The sequence below is a fragment of the Pseudomonas sp. MBLB4123 genome, assembly GCF_051904775.1.
GTDB classification, from domain to species: domain Bacteria; phylum Pseudomonadota; class Gammaproteobacteria; order Pseudomonadales; family Pseudomonadaceae; genus Aquipseudomonas; species Aquipseudomonas benzenivorans_B.
Window position 1 is genome coordinate 669539 of record NZ_CP196711.1, and the last position, 19273, is coordinate 688811.

At 67.3% G+C, this 19273-nt stretch carries 24 protein-coding genes; 14 read left to right on the forward strand and 10 right to left on the reverse strand.

Translation table 11 applies throughout. The features are described from left to right. Positions 1–65: 65 nt before the first annotated feature. The gene (locus tag ACSX1C_RS03350; RefSeq protein ID WP_439888229.1) at positions 66–776 is read left to right on the forward strand and encodes a transglutaminase-like cysteine peptidase; all 711 of its coding nucleotides are present in this window, start codon (positions 66–68) and stop codon (positions 774–776) included. Positions 777–848: 72 nt separating this feature from the next. On the opposite strand, the gene ACSX1C_RS03355 is transcribed toward ACSX1C_RS03350, so the two are convergent. Then, on the reverse strand, positions 849–1220 hold the full coding sequence (locus ACSX1C_RS03355; protein ID WP_439888230.1) for a glutathione S-transferase N-terminal domain-containing protein: 372 nt from the start codon (positions 1218–1220) through the stop codon (positions 849–851). A gap of 184 nt (positions 1221–1404) precedes the next feature. Here ACSX1C_RS03355 and ACSX1C_RS03360 point away from each other — a divergent pair, with 184 nt between their 5' ends. Continuing rightward, entirely contained in the window at positions 1405–1626 is a 222-nt protein-coding gene (locus tag ACSX1C_RS03360) for a DUF3820 family protein (protein ID WP_439888231.1), read from the forward strand. A gap of 58 nt (positions 1627–1684) precedes the next feature. Here the strand turns inward: ACSX1C_RS03360 and folE are convergent, their stop codons facing one another. The 5 genes from folE to nhaD form a co-directional block, all read right to left on the reverse strand. Beyond that, positions 1685–2233 carry a GTP cyclohydrolase I FolE gene (gene folE, locus ACSX1C_RS03365; RefSeq protein WP_318642062.1) on the reverse strand — a complete coding sequence of 183 codons (549 nt, stop codon included), beginning with the start codon at positions 2231–2233 and terminating at the stop codon, positions 1685–1687. A gap of 83 nt (positions 2234–2316) precedes the next feature. Then, positions 2317–2874, reverse strand: a complete 558-nt coding sequence (locus ACSX1C_RS03370; protein ID WP_369959119.1) for a Smr/MutS family protein — start codon at positions 2872–2874, stop codon at positions 2317–2319. Positions 2875–2932: 58 nt separating this feature from the next. Beyond that, positions 2933–3253: a hypothetical protein gene (locus ACSX1C_RS03375; protein WP_439888232.1), complete on the reverse strand. Its 321-nt coding sequence runs from the start codon at positions 3251–3253 to the stop codon at positions 2933–2935. 148 nt (positions 3254–3401) lie between these two features. After that, positions 3402–3998 carry a cysteine hydrolase family protein gene (locus ACSX1C_RS03380; protein WP_318642059.1) on the reverse strand — a complete coding sequence of 199 codons (597 nt, stop codon included), beginning with the start codon at positions 3996–3998 and terminating at the stop codon, positions 3402–3404. A 204-nt stretch (positions 3999–4202) separates the two neighbouring features. Beyond that, complete coding sequence (nhaD, locus tag ACSX1C_RS03385) at positions 4203–5492, reverse strand: sodium:proton antiporter NhaD (RefSeq protein ID WP_439888233.1); 1290 nt, start codon at positions 5490–5492, stop codon at positions 4203–4205. A 187-nt stretch (positions 5493–5679) separates the two neighbouring features. Here nhaD and prmB point away from each other — a divergent pair, with 187 nt between their 5' ends. Continuing rightward, complete coding sequence (gene prmB / locus ACSX1C_RS03390; RefSeq protein ID WP_439889359.1) at positions 5680–6597, forward strand: 50S ribosomal protein L3 N(5)-glutamine methyltransferase; 918 nt, start codon at positions 5680–5682, stop codon at positions 6595–6597. Here prmB and ACSX1C_RS03395 read toward each other — a convergent pair. After that, complete coding sequence (locus tag ACSX1C_RS03395) at positions 6594–7379, reverse strand: hypothetical protein (RefSeq protein ID WP_439888234.1); 786 nt, start codon at positions 7377–7379, stop codon at positions 6594–6596. The genes prmB and ACSX1C_RS03395 overlap by 4 nt on opposite strands. Positions 7380–7627: 248 nt before the next feature. Between ACSX1C_RS03395 and aroC the strand changes: the two genes are divergently transcribed. The 7 genes from aroC to ACSX1C_RS03430 all read left to right on the forward strand — a co-directional run bounded on the left by aroC (position 7628) and on the right by ACSX1C_RS03430 (position 12788). Beyond that, positions 7628–8719 (forward strand): chorismate synthase, encoded by a 1092-nt coding sequence (gene aroC, locus ACSX1C_RS03400; protein WP_439888235.1) that lies wholly within the window; start codon positions 7628–7630, stop codon positions 8717–8719. 82 nt (positions 8720–8801) lie between these two features. Next, a complete protein-coding gene (locus ACSX1C_RS03405) occupies positions 8802–9953 on the forward strand; it encodes an MFS transporter (protein WP_439888236.1) in 1152 nt (383 codons plus the stop codon). Further along, entirely contained in the window at positions 9950–10570 is a 621-nt protein-coding gene (locus ACSX1C_RS03410; protein ID WP_318642054.1) for a methylthioribulose 1-phosphate dehydratase, read from the forward strand. Before ACSX1C_RS03405 ends, ACSX1C_RS03410 begins: the two co-directional genes overlap by 4 nt. Positions 10571–10689: 119 nt before the next feature. Further along, positions 10690–11235: a 1,2-dihydroxy-3-keto-5-methylthiopentene dioxygenase gene (locus ACSX1C_RS03415; RefSeq protein ID WP_439888237.1), complete on the forward strand. Its 546-nt coding sequence runs from the start codon at positions 10690–10692 to the stop codon at positions 11233–11235. Positions 11236–11246: 11 nt separating this feature from the next. After that, positions 11247–11930, forward strand: a complete 684-nt coding sequence (mtnC, locus tag ACSX1C_RS03420) for an acireductone synthase (RefSeq protein WP_439888238.1) — start codon at positions 11247–11249, stop codon at positions 11928–11930. Between the two features lie 101 nt (positions 11931–12031). Beyond that, the gene (locus ACSX1C_RS03425; protein ID WP_439888239.1) at positions 12032–12223 is read left to right on the forward strand and encodes a PLDc N-terminal domain-containing protein; all 192 of its coding nucleotides are present in this window, start codon (positions 12032–12034) and stop codon (positions 12221–12223) included. 4 nt (positions 12224–12227) lie between these two features. Next, a complete protein-coding gene (locus ACSX1C_RS03430; RefSeq protein WP_439888240.1) occupies positions 12228–12788 on the forward strand; it encodes a histidine phosphatase family protein in 561 nt (186 codons plus the stop codon). A 6-nt stretch (positions 12789–12794) separates the two neighbouring features. On the opposite strand, the gene ACSX1C_RS03435 is transcribed toward ACSX1C_RS03430, so the two are convergent. Next, the gene (locus ACSX1C_RS03435; protein WP_439888241.1) at positions 12795–13292 is read right to left on the reverse strand and encodes a methylated-DNA--[protein]-cysteine S-methyltransferase; all 498 of its coding nucleotides are present in this window, start codon (positions 13290–13292) and stop codon (positions 12795–12797) included. A 3-nt stretch (positions 13293–13295) separates the two neighbouring features. Next, entirely contained in the window at positions 13296–14183 is an 888-nt protein-coding gene (locus ACSX1C_RS03440) for a DNA-3-methyladenine glycosylase family protein (protein WP_439888242.1), read from the reverse strand. A gap of 172 nt (positions 14184–14355) precedes the next feature. Between ACSX1C_RS03440 and speE the strand changes: the two genes are divergently transcribed. The 3 genes from speE (at position 14356) to ACSX1C_RS03455 (ending at position 18115) form a co-directional block, all read left to right on the forward strand. Continuing rightward, positions 14356–15216, forward strand: a complete 861-nt coding sequence (speE, locus tag ACSX1C_RS03445) for a polyamine aminopropyltransferase (RefSeq protein WP_439888243.1) — start codon at positions 14356–14358, stop codon at positions 15214–15216. Positions 15217–15487: 271 nt separating this feature from the next. Beyond that, complete coding sequence (locus ACSX1C_RS03450; protein WP_439888244.1) at positions 15488–16852, forward strand: pyridoxal-phosphate dependent enzyme; 1365 nt, start codon at positions 15488–15490, stop codon at positions 16850–16852. Between the two features lie 105 nt (positions 16853–16957). Beyond that, the gene (locus tag ACSX1C_RS03455; RefSeq protein ID WP_439888245.1) at positions 16958–18115 is read left to right on the forward strand and encodes a trans-sulfuration enzyme family protein; all 1158 of its coding nucleotides are present in this window, start codon (positions 16958–16960) and stop codon (positions 18113–18115) included. A 45-nt stretch (positions 18116–18160) separates the two neighbouring features. On the opposite strand, the gene ACSX1C_RS03460 is transcribed toward ACSX1C_RS03455, so the two are convergent. Then, positions 18161–18484 carry a DUF2834 domain-containing protein gene (locus ACSX1C_RS03460; protein WP_439888246.1) on the reverse strand — a complete coding sequence of 108 codons (324 nt, stop codon included), beginning with the start codon at positions 18482–18484 and terminating at the stop codon, positions 18161–18163. A gap of 395 nt (positions 18485–18879) precedes the next feature. Here ACSX1C_RS03460 and ACSX1C_RS03465 point away from each other — a divergent pair, with 395 nt between their 5' ends. Then, positions 18880–19221, forward strand: a complete 342-nt coding sequence (locus tag ACSX1C_RS03465) for a ribonuclease E inhibitor RraB (RefSeq protein ID WP_318642041.1) — start codon at positions 18880–18882, stop codon at positions 19219–19221. The last annotated feature ends 52 nt before the right edge of the window (positions 19222–19273 follow it).

The window sequence follows — 19273 nt, forward strand, 5'->3', positions numbered from 1 at the left end:
CAGCCACTCAACGGAATGATCTACTCGATTGAACTTGGCTGCGGCTCTGTTCACGGAGATCTCACGTGCTGCTCAGACAACTCCTCAAGACCAGATGTACCGGTGCGCTGTGCCGGGCAGTCGCACTCACTACCCTCGGCACCAGCATGCTGCTTGGCGCGGCCGAAGCCAAGGCCAGCTGGAGTTTCGACCAGATCATGCGCAAGGCCGAAAAGCGTTATGGGCGGCAGGGGCCGGCAAAAGATCGCTTGCTGTCGTGGAATCAACTGATCGAGAGCAGCCGCTATCTGTCCGAGCGGGACAAGCTGGAGGCGGTCAACCAGTACTTCAACCGCGAGTTGCATTTCAGGAGCGACGCGGTGCTGTGGAAGCAGAGCGATTACTGGGCGACGCCGATCGAGACCCTGGTGCAGGGAGCAGGGGACTGCGAGGACTTTTCCCTGGCCAAGTACTTCACCCTGCGCAAGTTAGGCGTGCCGGAAGAGCGCTTGCGCATCACCTATGCCCGCGAGATGACGCGCGACCAGGCACATATGGTCCTCAGCTACTATGCCGCGCCAGGTGCGGAGCCTTTGATTCTGGATAATCTGGACAGCGCCATGCTTCCTGCGTCGCAACGGCGGGACCTGGTCCTGCTCTATGCCTTCGACGCCCATGGGCTCTACCAGGTCAAGGATGGCAGGCTGCAACGCACCGGCGATACCGCGCGCCTGCCGGGGTGGCAGGCGTTGATGGTCAGGATGCGCCAGGAAGGTTTTTCTCTGGATCAGGGGTAGGGGGGGCTCCCGGCCAAAGCCGTGGCCTTATCCAGCAGTGTTTGGGTGCCTGGCGCGGAGCCGTGCCGTCTGTCAGGCGTTGGCGAAGCGCTGCTGCAGGTAGGCGATGATCGCCTTCGACTCATACAGCCAGGTGCTCTGGCCGTTTTCCTCGATGCGTAGGCAGGGCACCTTGATCTTGCCCCCTTGTTCCAGCAGCGCTTGGCGGTGCTGGGCGTCGTTCTTGGCGTCGCGCAGGCTGACCGGCACGTTCAGCTTGTGCAGGGTGCGGCGGGTCTTCACGCAGAATGGGCAGGCGTGAAACTGATACAGCGCCAGACCTGCGGCAGCCTGCTCGACCGCGGCTTGCGCCGCCGGCGAGCGCTTGAGCTTGCGCGGGCGGCTGATGAAGTCGAGGAAGACGATCAACTGGCCGAGACCGATGCGCAGTGCTTTGATAACCATCGTGGAAACTCCCAGGGGTGAAAATTAGCCGGCGCGCAGCTTAACCGAGTTCGTCGCTCCTGGCCTGCGTCTGCGCTGAACGGCGAGGGACGATGGCGGTACAGCACGGCGGTTTTGGGCATAATTCGGTCCTTGTCGACAACCGCCCGGCCGTCCCGCCGAGCCAGCCCAAGGTGAGCACCGAATGAAGCCCGAAGACCTGCAGTTGCTGGTGACCCGCGAGATGCCCTTCGGCAAGTACAAGGGGTGGTTGATCGCCGACCTGCCGGGTCGCTATCTCAACTGGTTCGCCCGCGAGGGCTTCCCTGCCGGGGAGATCGGCCGGCTGCTGGCGCTGATGCAGGAGATCGACCATAACGGCCTGTCGCCGCTGCTGGAGCCATTGCGGCAACGGCCTCGGGGCTAGGACTGCGAACCACAAAAAAACCGGCGCAAGGCCGGTTATTTTGTACGGCGCAGCTCGGTCAGTTGCGGATCAGGCTGAGGAACTCGCTGCGGGTGGCGGCGTTCTTGCGGAATTCGCCGAGCATCACCGAGGTGACCATGGAGGAGTTCTGCTTCTCCACGCCGCGCATCATCATGCACATGTGCTGGGCCTCGATCACCACCGCGACGCCCAGGGCGCCGGTGACTTCCTGCACGGCCTCGGCGATCTGCTGGCCGAGGTTTTCCTGGATCTGCAGGCGGCGGGCAAACATGTCGACGATGCGCGCCACCTTGGACAGGCCCAGGACCTTGCCGTTGGGGATATAGGCGACATGGGCCTTGCCGATGAACGGTAGCAGGTGGTGCTCGCACAGCGAGTACAGCTCGACGTTCTTCACCAGCACCATCTCGCTGTTGTCGGAGCTGAACAGGGCGCCGTTGGTGACTTCTTCCAGGGTTTGCTGGTAGCCGCGGCAGAGGTACTGCATGGCTTTGGCGGCGCGCTTGGGCGTGTCGAGCAGGCCTTCGCGGGAGGCGTCCTCGCCGAGTTGGCCGAGAATCGCGGTGTAATGCTGTTCCAGGGACATGGATCTACCTGTGGACCTTACTAAGGGGCAGACGCGCAGGGTAGGGCGCGGCCGCCGTGCTGGCAAGAGTGCGGGATGCGCCGTTATTCGTCGCGGCCATCCATCATGGTGCGCTTGAGCATCACATAGACCGCGCCGGTACCACCGTGCTTGGCCAGGCAGGAGGTGAAGCCGAGCACCTGCGGATGCTGGCGCAGCCAGGTGTTGACGTGGCTCTTGATCATCGGCTTGCGGCCGTCCATGCGCACCGCCTTGCCGTGGGTGACGCGCACGCAGCGCACTTCGAACTTGGCCGCTTCGGCGAGGAATTCCCACAGGGTGTCGCGGGCCTTCTCCACGTTCATGCCGTGCAGGTCGAGACTGCCGTCGAAGGGAATCTGGCCGAGCTTGAGCTTGCGCATCTGGCCTTCCTGGACGCCATTGGCGGCCCAGTGCAGGGGATCCTCGGCGCCGACGTCGATGACGAACTGGTCGGACAGGCCGTCGACCTTGATCGACTCGACGCGCACCGAGGCGGCCTGGCGCAGGGTGGCCAGGCGTGCACGGTCGGGCTTGGCCTTGCCGGTGTCGGCACGGTCATGCTTGAGCGGCTTGACGCCGCGCAGTTCGGCTTGGAACAGGGAAAAATCGTCGTCTTGCATCTGGGCCTCCGCGAAGGCCGCTAGTGTAACCAAGGTGGCGGCCGGGTTGCTCTGCCGATCAGTTGCGCTTCTTCATTAGGTGCGGTGCCAGGCTCAGGTCGCTGGGACGGCGCAGGCGGCGCCGGCACAGGCGCCAGACCCCGATGCCCAGCCACAGTAGTACCAGGCCCGCCGTCAGCAGCACGATGGCGGCGCCGGGCGAATCGTTCAGCGTGCCCAGTGCCGGGGGACGCCCCAGCAGGGTGGCGGCCCCGGCCATGGCCAGCAGTACGCCGAGGGCGGCCAGCAGCGCACCGAGCATGGCTGCCAGGCGCAGGCGCCAGTTGCGATAGCTGCGTGGGCGCAGGCGGCGGGCATCGAAATCATCGGATAGCTTCATTCCGACTTCCTCAGTGGCTATCGGCGGTAAGACCGGGAGGTTACGCCGCGGTTCCGCCGATTGCCGTGCGCCGGTCGGCGTCCTGGTCGCTCCGTGCTGCTCTGCGCTGGTGTCCGATCGGCGCCGGCAGTGCGTCGATCGGGGAGGCTCAGATCAGCGCGCTGGCTTGCGGCACCAGGGCGGCGAAGTTGTCGGCCAGGGCGATCATCTCGATGCGGTGCACCTCGGCGGCGGCAATCACCTGGCCGTCCGGGGTCGGCAGGTCGCGGGTGGCGCAGGCGGCATCGACCAGGGTGCAGCGGTAGCCGTAGTCCTTGGCGGCGCGCACCGTGGTGCTGATGCTCGAGTGGGTCATGAAGCCGCAGACGATCAGGTCCAGGTGGCCCAGCGCCTGCAGGCGCTCGTGCAGTTCGGTGCCGGCGAAGGCATTGGGCAGGCGTTTCTCCACCACGGTCTCGCCGGGCAGCGGCGCGACCTCCGGCAGCGGTCGGCCGCGTGGGCCGCTGGGGTCGAGCAGGCCGCCGGGAATGCCCAGGTGCTTGATATGGACGATGCCGGCACCCGTGTCGCGGGCCGCCGCCAGCAGCTTGGCGATCTCCGCGAGGGCCTCATCCAGGCCGGGCAGCTGCAGTACGCCGCTGCGGTACTCCTCCTGCGCGTCGATGATCACCAGGGTCGCATTGCCCAGGCTGGCGGGCGCGTGGGTACGGCCGGTGAGTTGGAACAGGGTTTGCGGATGTGACATGGGGGAACTTCCTCGCAGGCGCGGACCACAGGCTTCATTGTCCTCTTGTGCGGGGCCGCTGTGAACCTCCCCGTGTGCGGTTGAGGTCGTCCTTACGGGCGCGCGGGGGGCTTCGCACGGTGGCAGGTTGCCTAGGTTCCCGCCCCGGCGGGGGGCTGCCGGGACGGGAAACGACAGGCGGCCGGAGAGCCTGGCCGCCCCGGCTTAGTAGAGGCCGAACACCTGGAACTGCAGGTACCAGACGCCCAGCGAGCCGAAGAAGTTGACCAGGATGGCCGGCAGGAACTTCAGGTGCACGCCGAAGCTGTAGCTCTTGTCCAGGGACATGGCCATCACCCCGGCGGCCGAACCGACCACCGTCAGCGAGCCGCCGATCCCCACCATCAGCGCGTTCAGCGCCCACTGGTCCAGGCCCAGCTGCGGGTTGGACATCAGCGCCGCGGCCTCCACCGGCACGTTGTCCATCACCCCGGAGGCGACGCCGAGGATCATGTTGACGGCCGTCGGGCTCATCAGCTCGAACAACTGCGAGATGTAGGTCAGCCAGCCGACGTGGTTGAGGGCCGAGACCGAGGTGATGATGCCGATGAAGAACAGCAGGGCGTTCCACTCGACCTTCTGCAGCTGATCCTGCCAGGGCAGCTCGATACCGCGGTGCATTAGCAGCCAGGCGTAGAGCGCCACCATGCCCAGAGCGATGCCGATGGCGAACTCGATGCTGACCTTGAGCAGGATGTTGCTCAGCACCGCACCGACAATGGACACCAGGCCGACCACGGCCAGGCCCGCGCCGCCGGGCTTGAGCGCGGTTTCCGATTGCTCGGCCCGGTGGATCAGGCGCTCGCCGTCGAGCTTGCGCAGGTAGAACAGGTGCAGGGTGGCGGCGAACAGCAGCCAGCCGATCAGCGCCGAGGGGATCAGCAGCAAGAGCCCGGCGATGCTGATCTTGCCGGCCAGCACCACCATCAGGCTGGTGGAGGTGCCGAGAAACCACACGCCGGAGTTGGACGCCACGACTATGTTGCACAGCGCCACATGGGTGTAGCGCTGGTGCACGGAGATGCTCTTGACCGTCTTGCCGAAGATCATCGCCGTGGTGATGTTGTTGAGGAAGGGCGAGAGCAGCGCCGACAGCGCCCCGGTGGCCCAGAACATGCCCCTGGCGCCCAGGCCCTTGCGCATCAGGTAGCCGTTCAGTGCGGTGAACACGTTCCGCTCGTTGAGCAGCTCCACCACCATCCACATGAAGGCCATGAAGGCGATCAGGCCGAACAGCTCCTCCTTGGTCTCGCTCTGGGCGTGGAGGAAATACTGAAACCCGTTGGGGTCGGTGAGGGCGTAGTGGGCGCCGATTACGATCAAGCCGGACATCATGAACATGGCCGGCTTGAACTTATCCATCTCTAATTGTGCTTCAAAAACTATAAGCGTCATTCCAATTAGGAATATCGCCAGCACGAGCAAGCCCGTGAGCGAAAAGGGTTCTATGACCATTTGCAGGTAGTCTCGAGGAAGGGGCAGGGAAGGGTTAAGAAATCGTTTCAAATTATATCGGTGCGCCCCGGGCTTGGGCAGCAGTACTTTCGTGCCAGTGCGGCGTTTTCGTGCGGCAATGCGTCGTGCGTGCAGGCTTCGGCTAAACTGGCCGCTATTTTTCCGGAGACCGCCTGTGACCGACCCGATACCCGCCCGCCAAACCCGCCTGCGCACCCTGCGCGATTACATTCGCTGGGCAGTCAGCCGCTTTCATGAGGAAGGGCTGTTTTTCGGTCACGGCACCGACAATGCGTGGGACGAGGCGCGGCAACTGGTGCTCGGCGCCCTGCACCTGCCCTGGGAAATCGCCGACGGCTACCTCGACTGCCGTCTGGAGGACGACGAGCATGAGCGGCTCCAGAGCTTGCTCGAACGGCGCATCGGTGAGCGGGTGCCGACCGCCTACCTGCTCGGCGAAGCCTGGTTCTGCGGTCTGCCGTTCCTGGTCGATGAGCGGGTGCTGATTCCCCGCTCGCCGATTGCCGAACTGATCGACCGGCACTTTCACCCCTGGCTGCCGGCGGAGCCGGCGCGCATCCTCGACCTGTGCACCGGCTCGGGCTGCATCGGCATCGCCTGCGCCTACGAGTTCCCCGAGGCCGAGGTGGTGCTGGGCGACCTGTCGTTCGAGGCGCTGGAGGTGGCCAACCAGAACATCGAACGGCATGGGCTGGAGGAGCGTGTCTACACGGTGCAGGGCGACGGCTTCGCCGGCCTTCCGGGCCAGCGTTTCGACCTGATAGTGTCCAACCCGCCCTATGTCGACGCCGAGGATTTCGCCGACATGCCCGCCGAGTACCAGCACGAGCCGGCTCTGGGCCTGGCCTGCGGCGACGATGGTCTGGACCTGGTGCGCCGCATGCTGGCCGAGGCCGCCGACCACCTCACCGAGAAGGGCCTGCTGATCGTCGAGGTCGGTAACAGCCAGGTGCATGTCGAGGTGCTGTACCCCGAGGTGGATTTCACCTGGCTAGATTTCGAGCGCGGCGGTCATGGCGTGTTCCTGCTGGCGGCCCAGCAGTGTCGCGCGCATCAGGCGCTGTTCCAGTCGCGTCTCAGCTAGCGCGTGGCGATCCAGATCAGCAAGCCGGCCTGGAACAGGCTGAAGGCCACCAGGCAGGCGATGGTGAAACGCAGGGTGCCATCCTCGCGCTTGAGGCTATCGATGCGCTCTTCCAGCTTGCGCACCTTCACCTCCTGCTCGTGCAGGGCTCGATCGGCTCGCTGCAGCATGCTCGCCGCTTCCAGGTTATCGACGGTCTGCACCTTGTCGGCCTGCCAGTCCTCGTGCAGCGCCGCGACTCGGGGAGCGGAGTAGCGGGCCTTGAGTTGCAGCGGGTCGAGGTACTCGAGCACGAAGCCCTGGGCCTGCAGGCAGTGATCGCGGCGGGCGCGGGCCGCCTCGTCGAGGGCGTCCCTGGCCGGCAGAGCAGCGCCCTCCATCTGGTAGTGGGTACCGTGCTGCTTGGCCCAGGCGATGCCCTGGGCCAGCAGGAAGCGCCCCAGGCCGCGGTTGCCGGGCTCGGTGTGCAGGCCCTGGTCTGGGCCGAAGCGCACCTCCTTGGCGCGGTGGTCGATCCACACCTCCAGCAGGTTCTGTTCCGGGCGCAGGCGCTGGTCGGGCAGGCGCAGGCTCAGGCGCAGCAGGCTCTGGGCCTTGTCGTGGCGCTCCACCCGGCCCAGCTCGGCGAAACGCAGCGGCCGTGGGCCGGTATGGCGGTCGACCGGCAGCGGCGCCAGGCGCAGCAGCTGGAACCGCTCGGCCCCCAGGCCTGCCCAGGGGTGAGCCTGTTCGCTGGCGGCTGGGGCCGCGGTGTCGAGGGGGGACTCCTGGGGTTCGGTCATGATCGACAATCCTGTGCGCATGGTCGCTGCTGATTCCCGGCATATCGGCCATTTTGCCCGAGTCTGGAGGCGGGCAGGCAAGTGCTCCCGTCATGCCGGCTCCAGACAGGGGCCGCCACGCCGCCGGAGGCATTAGCATCGAGGGTGAACTGGAGGAGCGCCAGGGGTATACTCGCCGGCCTGATTGAGTGGGGCCTGGCGCGCTGTGGCGGCCGGTCCGGAGTCGATTTTCGCGGAGCCTTTTGCACATGTCCGGCAACACCTACGGCAAGCTGTTCACCGTCACCACCGCCGGCGAAAGCCATGGCCCGGCCCTGGTCGCCATCGTCGACGGCTGCCCGCCGGGGCTGGAGCTGAGCCTGGAGGACCTGCAGCGCGACCTCGACCGGCGCAAGCCGGGCACCAGCCGCCACACCACCCAGCGCCAGGAGGCCGACGAGGTGGAGATACTCTCCGGGGTGTTCGAGGGCAGGACCACCGGCTGCGCCATCGGCCTGCTGATCCGCAACACCGACCAGAAGTCCAAGGACTACTCGGCGATCAAGGACCTGTTCCGCCCGGCCCACGCCGACTACAGCTATCACCACAAGTACGGCATCCGCGACTACCGCGGCGGCGGTCGCAGCTCGGCCCGCGAGACCGCCATGCGCGTGGCAGCCGGCGCCATCGCCAAGAAGTACCTGGCCAGCCAGGGCATCCAGGTGCGCGGCTATATGAGCCAGCTGGGCCCGATCGAGATCCCCTTCAAGGGCTGGGGCAGCGTCGAGCAGAACGCCTTCTTCAGCCCCGACCCGGACAAGGTGGCGGAGCTGGAGGCCTACATGGATCAGCTGCGCCGCGACCAGGATTCGGTCGGGGCCAAGATCACCGTGGTCGCCGAAGGCGTGATGCCCGGCCTCGGCGAGCCGATCTTCGACCGCCTGGACGCCGAACTGGCCCATGCCCTGATGAGCATCAACGCGGTCAAGGGCGTGGAGATCGGCGCCGGCTTCGCCAGCGTGGCCCAGCGCGGCACCGAGCACCGCGACGAGCTGACCCCGGAGGGCTTCCTGTCGAACAACGCCGGCGGCATCCTCGGCGGCATCTCTTCTGGCCAGCCGATCGTCGCCCACCTGGCGCTCAAACCGACCTCCAGCATCACCACCCCGGGGCGTTCGATCGATGTCGACGGCAATCCGGTGGAGATGATCACCAAGGGCCGTCACGACCCCTGCGTGGGCATCCGCGCCACGCCGATCGCCGAGGCGATGATGGCCATCGTGCTGATGGACCACCTGCTGCGTCACCGCGGCCAGAACGCCGGCGTCAGCGTCGCCACACCGGTGCTGCCGCAACTGTGAACGGTCGTGCAGGTTGGGTTTCGCGCGGCGAAACCCAACAATTGCCATCCTGGATATCGCTACGCTTGACCCAGGCTACGCCATGACGCACGCCTTGCCTTACTGGCGCCTGTCCGGTTTCTACTTCTGCTACTTCTCCCTGCTCGGCGCCACGGCGCCGTTTCTGGCGCTGTACTTCGATCACCTGGGCTTCTCCGCGGCGCGCATCGGCGAGCTGGTGGCCATCCCCATGCTGATGCGTTGCCTGGCGCCGAACCTGTGGGGCTGGCTGGGCGACCACACTGGTCGGCGCCTGGCCATCGTGCGCTTCGGCGCGGTCTGCACCCTGCTGTGTTTCGCCGGCATCTTCGTCAGCCAGAGCTACGCCTGGCTGGCGCTGATCATGGCCAGTCACGCCTTCTTCTGGCATGCGGTGCTGCCGCAGTTCGAGGTCATCACCCTGGCCCACCTGCGCGAACGGGCCACCCGTTACAGCGAGATCCGCCTGTGGGGCAGCATCGGCTTCATCGTCGCGGTGGTCGGCCTGGGCGAGCTGTTCGAGCGTATCAGCCTGGATGCCTTCCCCTGGACCCTGGTGCTGGTCATGGCGGCCATAGTGCTCAGCAGCTGCTGGGTGCCCAGCGCCGAGCCGCAGCAACGGCCGAGCGACCCGCAGCTGGGCGGCTTCCTCAGGCAGCTGCGACGCCCCGGCATCCTGGCCTTCTATGCCAGCGTCGGGCTGATGCAGCTGAGCAACGGCCCTTATTACACCTTCCTGAGCCTGCACCTGGAGGCCCTAGGCTACGCCCGCGGCCTGATCGGCCAACTCTGGGCCCTGGGCGTGGTGGCCGAGATCCTGCTGTTTCTGTTCATGGCCCGGCTGCTGGCGCGCTATTCGCTGCGCAGCGTGCTGCTGGCCAGCTTCCTGATCACCGCCGTGCGCTGGCTGCTGCTGGGCAACCTGGCCGATCATCTGTGGGTGTTGCTGCTGGCCCAGTGCATGCACGCGGCCACCTTCGGCAGCTTCCACGCCGCGGCCATCCACTTCGTCCAACGCAGCTTCGCCGACCGCCAGCAGGGCCAGGGCCAGGCCCTCTACGCCACCCTGGCCGGGATAGGCGGCGCCCTCGGCGCACTCTACTCCGGTTACAGTTGGAACAGCCTGGGACCGGCCTGGACCTTCAGTATCGCCAGCCTGGTCGCCCTGGCGGCCGCCGCCATCACCCTGACCCGCCTGCCCGAGGAGAGGCCATGAACCCGACCCGCGAACAACTCGCCCAACAGATCATCGAGGCCGGCCGCTTCCTCTACGGCCGCGGTTGGTCGCCGGCCACCAGCAGCAACTACTCCGCGCGCCTGTCGGCCAGCGAGGCGCTGCTGACCGTGTCCGGCAAGCACAAGGGCGAACTGGGGCCGGACGACGTGCTGGCCACCGACATGCAGGGGCGCAGCCTGGAGCCGGGCAAGAAGCCCTCGGCCGAGACCCTGCTGCATACCCAGCTGTACAGCTGGAAGCCGGAGATCGGTGCGGTGCTGCATACCCACTCGGTCAACGCCACGGTGCTGTCGCGCCTGTGCCTGGCCGATTCGTTGGTGTTCGCCGACTATGAGCTGCAGAAGGCCTTTTCCGGCGTCACCACCCACGAGTCCCAGGTCGAGGTGCCGATCTTCGACAACGACCAGGACATCGCCCGCCTGGCGGCCAAGGTGCAGCCCTGGCTGGAGGCGCACCCGGAGTGCGTCGGCTACCTGATCCGCGGCCACGGCCTGTACACCTGGGGCGCGCGCATGAGCGACGCGCTGCGCCAGATCGAGGCCTTCGAGTTCCTCTTCGAGTGCGAGCTGAAGGTGCGCGCCCTGCACACCCGCTGATACGAACTTCCGTAGGCTGGTGTGGAGCGAAGCGAAACCCGGCGTTGCATAGAACCCGCTGGGTGCCGGCACAATACGCCTCTACCCAGCCTACGACACCTGATGTGAGAGCCCCGAGCATGAGCAGCCTGAGCGTCTACCACGAGTCTTCCCCCGAACAACCGAACAAGGTGCTGACCCACCTCGAGGACATCGCCAGCACCCTGGCCGAGGTCGGCGTGCGCTTCGAGCGCTGGCAGGCGGTGGCGCCCATCGCCCCCGGCGCCAGCCAGGACGAGGTGATCGCCGCCTACCGGCCGCAGATCGACCGGCTGATGAGCGAGCGCGGCTATGTCACGGTCGATGTGGTCAGCCTCAGCGACGATCACCCGCAGAAGGCCGAGCTGCGCGCCAAGTTCCTCGACGAGCACCGCCACGCCGAGGACGAGGTGCGCTTCTTCGTCGCCGGCCGCGGCCTGTTCACCCTGCACATCGACGACCATGTCTATGCCGTGCTGTGCGAGAAGAACGACCTGATCTCGGTGCCGGCCGGCACCCGCCACTGGTTCGACATGGGCGAACACCCGCATTTCGTGGCCATCCGCCTGTTCAACAACCCCGAGGGCTGGGTCGCCCAGTTCACCGGCGAGGACATCGCCAGCCGCTTCCCGCGCCTGGAAGACTGATGGAGCCGCAGATGCCGATCAAAGCCATCCTCACCGATATCGAGGGCACCACCAGCGCGGTGAGCTTCGTCTTCGACGTGCTGTTTCCCTATGCCGCCGAGCATCTGCCGGACTTTGTCCGCCGCCATGCCGAGGAGCCGCCGGTGGCCGAGCAACTGGCCGCGGTGCGCGCCGAGAGCGGCGAGGCGGAGGCCGACGTGCAGCGGATCATCGAGATCCTCCTCGGCTGGATCGCCGCCGACCGCAAGGCCACGCCGCTCAAGGCGCTGCAGGGCATGGTCTGGGCCGAGGGTTATAAGGCCGGTCAGCTCAAGGGGCACGTCTACCCGGACGCGGTGGCGGCGCTCAAGCGCTGGAAGGAGCTGGGCTACGGGCTGTACGTCTATTCCTCCGGCTCGATCCAGGCTCAGCGGCTGATCTTCGGTTGCTCCGAGGCCGGCGACCTGACCCCGCTGTTCTCCGGCTACTTCGACACCACCAGCGGCCCCAAGCGCGAAGCCGACTCCTACCGCCGCATCGCCCAGGCCATCGGCCTCCCGGCCGGGGAGATCCTGTTCCTCTCGGACATAGTCGAGGAGCTGGACGCCGCCCGCCAGGCCGGCCTGCAAACCGTCGGTCTGGCTCGCGAGGGCGGCGAGCTGGCCGGTCACGAGACGGTCGCCAGCTTCGCGGCGATCGATCCGGGCCGGCTGTAAGGCGGCGGGCAAGGCGGGGGCCGGGCACTCGCTGCCGCCCCCGAGCCTCCGCTCGGGGGCGGCTATCCTAGGTGGGCAACCCTTCACACAGGAGTGTCTCCATGGGTACCACCCTCAACGGCCTGCTCGGCCTGGTCATCCTGGCGCTGGATATCTGGGCGATCATCAACGTGGTCAAGAGCGGCACCGACACCGGCAAGAAGGTGCTCTGGGTGCTGCTGATCGTTCTCCTGCCGGTGATCGGCCTGATCGTCTGGGCGCTGGCAGGTCCCCGGGGCAATGTGCGCCTCTGAGCCCATGGGGCGCGCGGCCGCGCTGCTGTTGTTGGCCTGGCTGGCCCTGGCGGACCAGGCCCGGGCCGATGAGGCCGCCTGGGACGCCCTGCGCGAGGGGCGGGCCGTGCTGCTGTTGCGCCATGCCACGGCGCCGGGCATGGGCGACCCGGCGCTTTTCGACCTGGGCGACTGCGCGACCCAGCGCAACCTCGACCAGCGCGGCCGCGAACAGGCGCGGCGCTGGGGGCGACTGCTGCGCGACCAGGGCATAGCCCGGCCGCGCCTGCTCAGCAGCCGCTGGTGCCGCGCCCGGGACACCGCACAGGAGATGGGCCTGGGGCCGGTCGAGCCCCTGCCGGCGCTGGATTCCTTCTTCGCCGAGCGCGCGCGGGCCGCCGCCCAGACAGCCGAGCTGGTGGCGGCCGTGAACGCCCTGATGTCCGGCACAGTCATGGTGCTGGTGTCCCATCAGGTCAACATCACCGCGCTGACCGGTGTCTACCCGGCCTCGGGGGAGGGGCTGATCCTGGCGCGACCGCTGCGGATGCCGGCGCGGGTATTGGCGCGCATCGCGCCGCCCTGAACAGGCTCAGAGCGCCAGCGGCGCCTGCTGCGGCGGCAACGCGCCCTCGAGTTGCAGCAGCAGGGCCTTGCGCGCCAGGCCACCGGCGTAGCCGGTGAGGCTGCCGTCGCGACCGATCACCCGGTGACAGGGGATGACGATGGCGATGGGGTTGGCGCCGTTGGCCGCGCCCACCGCGCGTACCGCCCTGGGCCGGGCGATCTGCGCGGCCAGGGCGCTGTAGCTGCTGGTCCGGCCGTAGGCAATGCGTTGCAGGGCCTGCCAGACCGCCTGCTGGAAGGCCGTGCCGCTGGGCGCCAGGCGCAGCTCGAAGCGCCGGCGCTGGCCGGCGAAATACTCGTCCAATTGTCGGCAAACGTCGTCCAGTTCGTCCCCGGCCGCTTGCCAGTCTGCGCCGATCCGCCAGGGCTCGCCGTCGATCTCCATGGCCAGTTGGCGCAGGCCGCCGGCGTCGCCGGCCAGCAGCAGGCGGCCGATGGGGCTGTGGTGGTAGCGATAGAACATCCTTCAACCTCCCGCATAGTTGTGCCACAGGTGCGCGGCGGCATAGGCGCGCCAGGGCCGCCAGGCCTCGGCGCGGGCCTTGAGTTGCTTGGCAGCGATGCCGCCTGCGCCCCACAACGGCGCCTTGAGCAGTCCCAGGTCGCTGGCGGGGAAGGCGTCCGCCTCGCCGAAGGCGCGCAGGGCGATGTACTCGGCGGTCCAGGGCCCGATGCCGGGCAGGGCGCAGAGGCGTTCGATCAGCGCCTCGCGGCCGTCCTCCAGGTCGAGACGCAGGGCGCCGCTGGCGACCTGGGCGGCGAAGTGCTGCAGCGTCTGCACGCGCTTGCCGGGCATGCCGATGCCGTCCAGGTTGGCCTCGGCCAGCGCCGCGGCGCTGGGAAACAGCCGCGTGATAGCGGCGTCGGGCGCCTGCGCCAGCGGCTCGCCGAGGCGCGCCACCAGGCGGCCGGCGATGGTCACCGCGGCCTTTACCGTCACCTGCTGGCCGACTATGGCCCGCACCGCCTGTTCGAAGGGATCGAAGGCGGTCGGCAGGCGCAGGCCCGGATTGCGCGCCACCAGCGGGCCGAGCTGGGCGTCGGCGGCGAAATGGGCGGCGATGCGCAGCGGCTCGGCATCCAGGTCGAACATGCGCCGCACCCGGATGACCAGGGCCGGCAGGCAGGCGCCTGCCGATGCGCTATGGCGCAGCTGCAAGGCCGGCTCGGCGGGCAGCGGCGACACGGCGAACCAGCCGCAGACCCCGTCCAGGCGGAAACTGCGGCTGTAGCCCTTGGCGTCCAGGCGTTCGACGCCGGGCAGGGCGCGCAGGGCATGATGGTCGTGGAACTGCTGCCAGTGCCAGGGGGGCTGGTAGGGCAAGCGCAGCGGGGCAGGCGTGGTCTCGGTCATGCTCGGACGATAACCGTCCGGCGCCCGGCTGTCAGCGCACAACTGACTTTCAAACGAGCAAGGTTCGACCTGTCATGCGCGGCGACGTAGAATGCGCGCCTTTCTTTTTCTGGACGGCGGCTGCCGACAACGGCGTCCCGGCGTACTCAACCCCATTGCCGAGGGATACCCCATGAGCGACTACCAAGAGACCCTCTACGACGGCTACGGCCAGCGTTTTCGCATGGACCAGCTGCTGCACGAGGTGCGCACCGAGCACCAGCACCTGGTGATCTTCGAGAACGCCCGCATGGGCCGGGTCATGGCCCTGGACGGGGTGATCCAGACCACCGAGGCCGACGAGTTCATCTACCACGAGATGCTCACCCACGTGCCGATCCTGGCCCACGGCCTGGCCAAGCGCGTGCTGATCATCGGCGGCGGCGACGGCGGCATGCTGCGCGAGGTGTGCAAGCACGACAGCGTCGAGCACGTCACCATGGTCGAGATCGACGGCACCGTGGTCGACATGTGCAAGGAATTTTTGCCCAACCACTCCAGTGGCGCCTTTGAGGACCCGCGTCTGAACCTGGTGATCGACGACGGCATGCGCTTCGTCGCCACCTGCGAAGACAAGTTCGACGTGATCATCTCCGACTCCACCGACCCGATCGGCCCGGGCGAGGTGCTGTTCTCCGAGAACTTCTACCAGGCCTGTCGCCGCTGCCTGAACGACGGCGGCATCCTGGTCACCCAGAACGGCACGCCCTTCATGCAGCTGGCCGAGGTGCAGACCACCGCCGGGCGCATGCGCGGGCTGTTCGCCGACTGGCACTTCTACATGGCGGCGGTGCCGACCTATATCGGCGGCAGCATGACCTTCGCCTGGGGCAGCACCGACGCCGGCTACCGCAAGCTGTCGCTGGAGACCCTGCGCCAGCGCTTCGCCGGCAGCGGCATCGTCACCCGCTACTACAACCCGGAGATCCACCAGGGCGCCTTCGCCCTGCCGCAGTATGTGTTGCAGGCGATCAACAAGCCGAGCAACGACTGAGCCGTCAGGCGAATGAAAAAGGACCTTCGGGTCCTTTTTCTTTGTCTGCGCGTAGCCCGCCCGACCGGCGGCATACCCGGCGCCAGCGGCCGTGTTGCTGGCGCCGGCGATTCGGGCATACCCGGGCATCCGCGGTCGCGGCTGGCCGAGGGACGGTGCAGTGCCTATAACTATGCCATGGCCGCTCCGCTGTTCCCGGCGTGCATGGACCCCGGCCCGTGCGGACGCCCCGGGCCACGGCGCACTCACCGCACTGCAGAGGGTCAAGCCCATGCCCAGCAGCCCCATACTCGAGATGATAGGCAACACGCCGATCCTGCCGCTCACCCACCTGGATACCGGCCCCTGCGAGCTGTTCGTCAAGCTGGAGAACCAGAACCCCGGCGGCTCGATCAAGGATCGCATCGCCCTGACCATGATCGAGGCCGCCGAGCGCAGCGGCGAGCTCAAACCCGGCGGCACCATCATCGAGGCCACCGCCGGCAATACGGGCCTGGGGCTGGCCCTGGTGGCGGCGCAGAAGGGCTACCGCATGCTGCTGGTGGTGCCGGACAAGATGAGCCGGGAGAAGGTATTCCACCTCAAGGCGCTCGGCGCCGAGGTCCGCCTGACCCGCTCGGATGTCGGCAAGGGCCACCCCGAGTATTACCAGGACCTGGCCCGCAGCATCGCCGAAGGGATGCCCGATGCCTTCTACATCGACCAGTTCAACAACCCGGCTAACGCCTGGGCCCACGAGAGCGGTACCGGCCCGGAGATCTGGCGCCAGCTCGACGAACGCCTCGACGCGGTGGTGGTGGGCGTCGGCTCAGGCGGCACCCTGGGCGGCCTGACGCGCTTCTTCCAGCGCGTGGCGCCGGAAATGGAGATGATCCTGGCCGACCCCGAGGGCTCGGTGCTGGCCGACTTCGTCGAGACCGGCTGCACCGGTGAGGCGGGCAGCTGGCTGGTGGAGGGCATCGGCGAGGATTTCGTCCCGGGCCTGGCCGATTTCGACCTGGTCAAGCGCGCCTACCGCATCCCCGATGCCGAGAGCCTGCACACCGCGCGCCTGCTGCTCAAGGAGGAGGGTGTGCTGGCTGGCTCCTCCTCCGGCACCCTGCTGGCCGCCGCCCTGCGCTACTGCCGCGAGCAGCGCGAGGCCAAGCGGGTGCTGACCTTCGTCTGCGACAGTGGCAACAAGTACCTGTCGAAGATGTTCAACGACTACTGGATGCTCGACCAGGGGCTGATCGAGCGGCCCAGGGAGGGCAACCTGCGCGACCTGATCGCCCGCCGCTACGACGAGGGGGCGACCGTCACCTGCAAGCCCAACGAATCCCTGGAGGTGGTGTACGGGCGCATGCGCTTCCATGACATCGACCAGGTGCCGGTGATGGACGGCGACCGGGTGGTGGGGCTGATCGACGAATGGGACCTGCTGCGCGCGGTCAAGGACGCCCCGGAGCACTTCCAGTCGCCGGTGCGCGAGGCCATGGTGACCGGGTTGCAGACCCTGGACCCGGACGTGCCGCTGCAGCGCCTGCTGCAGACCTTCGACGAGGGCCATGTGGCGCTGATCGTCGAGAACGGCCGCTTTCTCGGCCTGATCACCAAGAGCGATGTGCTCAACCTCTGGCGCCGCACCCTGCGCTAGGGGCGGTAGCCGTTTCATTCGAGACCGCGTCGGAGCCTTACGTAGGGTGGATTACGCCGCAGCGCGGCTAACCCACCCTACGGGCTATTTACCCCAGGAGGCAGCATGAGCGAGTTCGAAACCCTGACCGTGCACGCCGGCTACGAGCCGGACTGGACCGGCGCGGTGATGCCGCCGATCTATGCCAGCTCGACCTTCCGCCAGCAGTCGCCCGGCGTGCATGCCGGCTACGAGTACGGGCGCAGCCAGAACCCCACGCGCCAGGCCCTGGAGCGGGCCATCGCCGAGCTTGAGGGGGGCGCCCAGGGCTATGCCTTCGCCTCCGGTCTGGCGGCCTGCGCCACGGTGCTGGAGCTGCTGCCGGCGGGCAGCCACATGGTCGCGGTGGACGACCTCTACGGCGGCACCTACCGCCTGTTCGAGCGGGTACGCAAGCCCGGCGCCGGCCTGCAGATCAGCTATGTGCCGGCCGATGCCGATGCCGCCACTCTGGCCGCCGCGCTCAGGCCCGAGACCCGGATGATCTGGGTCGAGACGCCGACCAACCCGACCCTGAAGCTCTGCGACCTGGCCGAGGTCGGCCGGCTCGGGCGCGCGCGCGGCATCCTCACCGTGGCCGACAACACCTTCGCCTCGCCCTACCTGCAGCGGCCGCTGGAGCAGGGTTTCGACATCGTGTTGCACTCGGCCACCAAGTACCTCAACGGCCACTCCGACGTGATCGCCGGGCTGGTGGCGGTGGCCGACCGGCCGGAGCTGGCCGAGCAGCTGGCCTTCCTGCAGAACTCGGTGGGTGCCATCCTCGATCCCTTCTCCAGTTTCCTCTGCCTGCGCGGTATGCGCACCCTGGCGCTGCGCCTGCAACGCCATGTCGACAACGCCGGCGAGCTGGCCGCCTGGCTGGAGCACCAGCCGCAGGTGGCCTCGGTGCTCTACCCCGGTCTCGCCAGCCACCCGCAGCACGAGCTGGCCAAGCGCCAGATGCGTGGCTTCGGCGGCCTGCTGACCCTCTACCTGGCTACCGACGCCGAGGGCACTCGGCGCTTTCTCGAGGCCACGGAGCTGTTCACCCTGGCCGAGAGCCTGGGCGGGGTGGAGAGCCTGATCAGCCAGCCGGCGAGGATGACCCACGCCTCCATCCCGCCCGAGCGCCGCGTGCAGCTCGGCATCACAGACAACCTAGTGCGGCTGTCGGTGGGTATCGAGCATGTCGAGGACCTGCGCCGGGACCTGCAGCGGGCGTTGGCGGCGATAGGGCCATAGGGTCGAGGGGCGCGCCCCTTGGGCGAAGGGTGCAGGGCGGTCTTGCTAGGCGTTTTGCCCGCTGCCGTCTTTCGAGAGGCCCCTGGTCACGATGTATAGCAGCGGTCCCACGGACACGAACACCGCCGTGATGGCGAAGAAGGGCAGCAGATAGCCGATGGTCTTGCCTCGCGACTGGGCATCCCGGTACATCCAGATGCAGGCGAGCCCGGCAAGGATATAGAGATCGATGACCACCTGCGCCGTATCCGGGCGTGACATGAGCTGGATGCCGAACTGGATCAGCGACTGTTCCGCGTTGAGCATGACGTAAAGGGTATAGGCGCAGAAGAGGATCAGGGTGGTGAGCGCGGGGACAACTTTCTTCATCTTTCCTTCCTTGGTGGATGCCTGGGGCCAGAATATGCGGCCTAGGATAACCCTCCCGTCGCAGAGCGACGAGGCTCCAGTGTCAGGCTGGCGCGCCGGGCAGCAGTCCGAGCGTGTGGACCCGGGGCGCCGTCGATCGCCGGTTGCGGCAGAAGTCATGCGCGAGGGCGGCAAATTTTCCGGCCTCGGACTACCCTACAGTGGACGGCTCCGAGTTTTTCGATCTGAATGACTCCACGTCGACCAGCCCTGGCTTCAGGTCTGGCTTATGACACATCAAGCAGCCCTTGCTTGATTCTCGGGCGGCACCGCAACTGGTGTCGCGACACCGCCGCAGTAATGACGGTTGCAATGGGAAAGCGGTTTATCCATCCATCGCCTGAGGAGATCACTTCATGAGCACAGCCTTGCACGATGATGTCAGCAGCGGAGTATTGCGGCGGATGAAGGAGGGCGGATTCGACTTCGCCAGCTTTCACCCCATCGAGTTCTACGCCATTTTTCCCGATGAGGAGCGGGCCCGTCAGGCGACCAGAAATTTTCGTGGTGAATCCTTGCACGCCTTGGTGACCGAGCGGGATGACGGCGCCTGGCACCTGCAAGTCAGCAAGGTGATGTATGCGACCCACGCCGGTATCGGCGATTTCGAGCAAGACCTGGCGTCGGTGGTGCTGCCGCTTGGCGGTACCCTGGATGGCTGGGGCGTGACGCAGGAGGTCAAGGCTTCACGGCCCTAGTCGCCGACTCCACCCGTAGCCGCCCCCAGCGACCGTTGGCCGATGGGGGCGT

Excerpts from the sequence above, each read along its gene's own strand:
- ACSX1C_RS03355 (WP_439888230.1), bottom strand. The coding sequence starts at position 1,220 with ATGGTTATCAAAGCACTGCGCATCGGTCTCGGCCAGTTGATCGTCTTC.
- ACSX1C_RS03360 (WP_439888231.1), top strand. The coding sequence starts at position 1,405 with ATGAAGCCCGAAGACCTGCAGTTGCTGGTGACCCGCGAGATGCCCTTC.
- folE (WP_318642062.1), bottom strand. The coding sequence starts at position 2,233 with ATGTCCCTGGAACAGCATTACACCGCGATTCTCGGCCAACTCGGCGAG.
- ACSX1C_RS03370 (WP_369959119.1), bottom strand. The coding sequence starts at position 2,874 with ATGCAAGACGACGATTTTTCCCTGTTCCAAGCCGAACTGCGCGGCGTC.
- ACSX1C_RS03375 (WP_439888232.1), bottom strand. The coding sequence starts at position 3,253 with ATGAAGCTATCCGATGATTTCGATGCCCGCCGCCTGCGCCCACGCAGC.
- ACSX1C_RS03380 (WP_318642059.1), bottom strand. The coding sequence starts at position 3,998 with ATGTCACATCCGCAAACCCTGTTCCAACTCACCGGCCGTACCCACGCG.
- nhaD (WP_439888233.1), bottom strand. The coding sequence starts at position 5,492 with ATGGTCATAGAACCCTTTTCGCTCACGGGCTTGCTCGTGCTGGCGATA.
- ACSX1C_RS03395 (WP_439888234.1), bottom strand. The coding sequence starts at position 7,379 with ATGACCGAACCCCAGGAGTCCCCCCTCGACACCGCGGCCCCAGCCGCC.
- aroC (WP_439888235.1), top strand. The coding sequence starts at position 7,628 with ATGTCCGGCAACACCTACGGCAAGCTGTTCACCGTCACCACCGCCGGC.
- ACSX1C_RS03405 (WP_439888236.1), top strand. The coding sequence starts at position 8,802 with ATGACGCACGCCTTGCCTTACTGGCGCCTGTCCGGTTTCTACTTCTGC.
- ACSX1C_RS03410 (WP_318642054.1), top strand. The coding sequence starts at position 9,950 with ATGAACCCGACCCGCGAACAACTCGCCCAACAGATCATCGAGGCCGGC.
- ACSX1C_RS03415 (WP_439888237.1), top strand. The coding sequence starts at position 10,690 with ATGAGCAGCCTGAGCGTCTACCACGAGTCTTCCCCCGAACAACCGAAC.
- mtnC (WP_439888238.1), top strand. The coding sequence starts at position 11,247 with ATGCCGATCAAAGCCATCCTCACCGATATCGAGGGCACCACCAGCGCG.
- ACSX1C_RS03425 (WP_439888239.1), top strand. The coding sequence starts at position 12,032 with ATGGGTACCACCCTCAACGGCCTGCTCGGCCTGGTCATCCTGGCGCTG.
- ACSX1C_RS03430 (WP_439888240.1), top strand. The coding sequence starts at position 12,228 with ATGGGGCGCGCGGCCGCGCTGCTGTTGTTGGCCTGGCTGGCCCTGGCG.
- ACSX1C_RS03435 (WP_439888241.1), bottom strand. The coding sequence starts at position 13,292 with ATGTTCTATCGCTACCACCACAGCCCCATCGGCCGCCTGCTGCTGGCC.
- ACSX1C_RS03440 (WP_439888242.1), bottom strand. The coding sequence starts at position 14,183 with ATGACCGAGACCACGCCTGCCCCGCTGCGCTTGCCCTACCAGCCCCCC.
- speE (WP_439888243.1), top strand. The coding sequence starts at position 14,356 with ATGAGCGACTACCAAGAGACCCTCTACGACGGCTACGGCCAGCGTTTT.
- ACSX1C_RS03450 (WP_439888244.1), top strand. The coding sequence starts at position 15,488 with ATGCCCAGCAGCCCCATACTCGAGATGATAGGCAACACGCCGATCCTG.
- ACSX1C_RS03455 (WP_439888245.1), top strand. The coding sequence starts at position 16,958 with ATGAGCGAGTTCGAAACCCTGACCGTGCACGCCGGCTACGAGCCGGAC.
- ACSX1C_RS03460 (WP_439888246.1), bottom strand. The coding sequence starts at position 18,484 with ATGAAGAAAGTTGTCCCCGCGCTCACCACCCTGATCCTCTTCTGCGCC.
- ACSX1C_RS03465 (WP_318642041.1), top strand. The coding sequence starts at position 18,880 with ATGAGCACAGCCTTGCACGATGATGTCAGCAGCGGAGTATTGCGGCGG.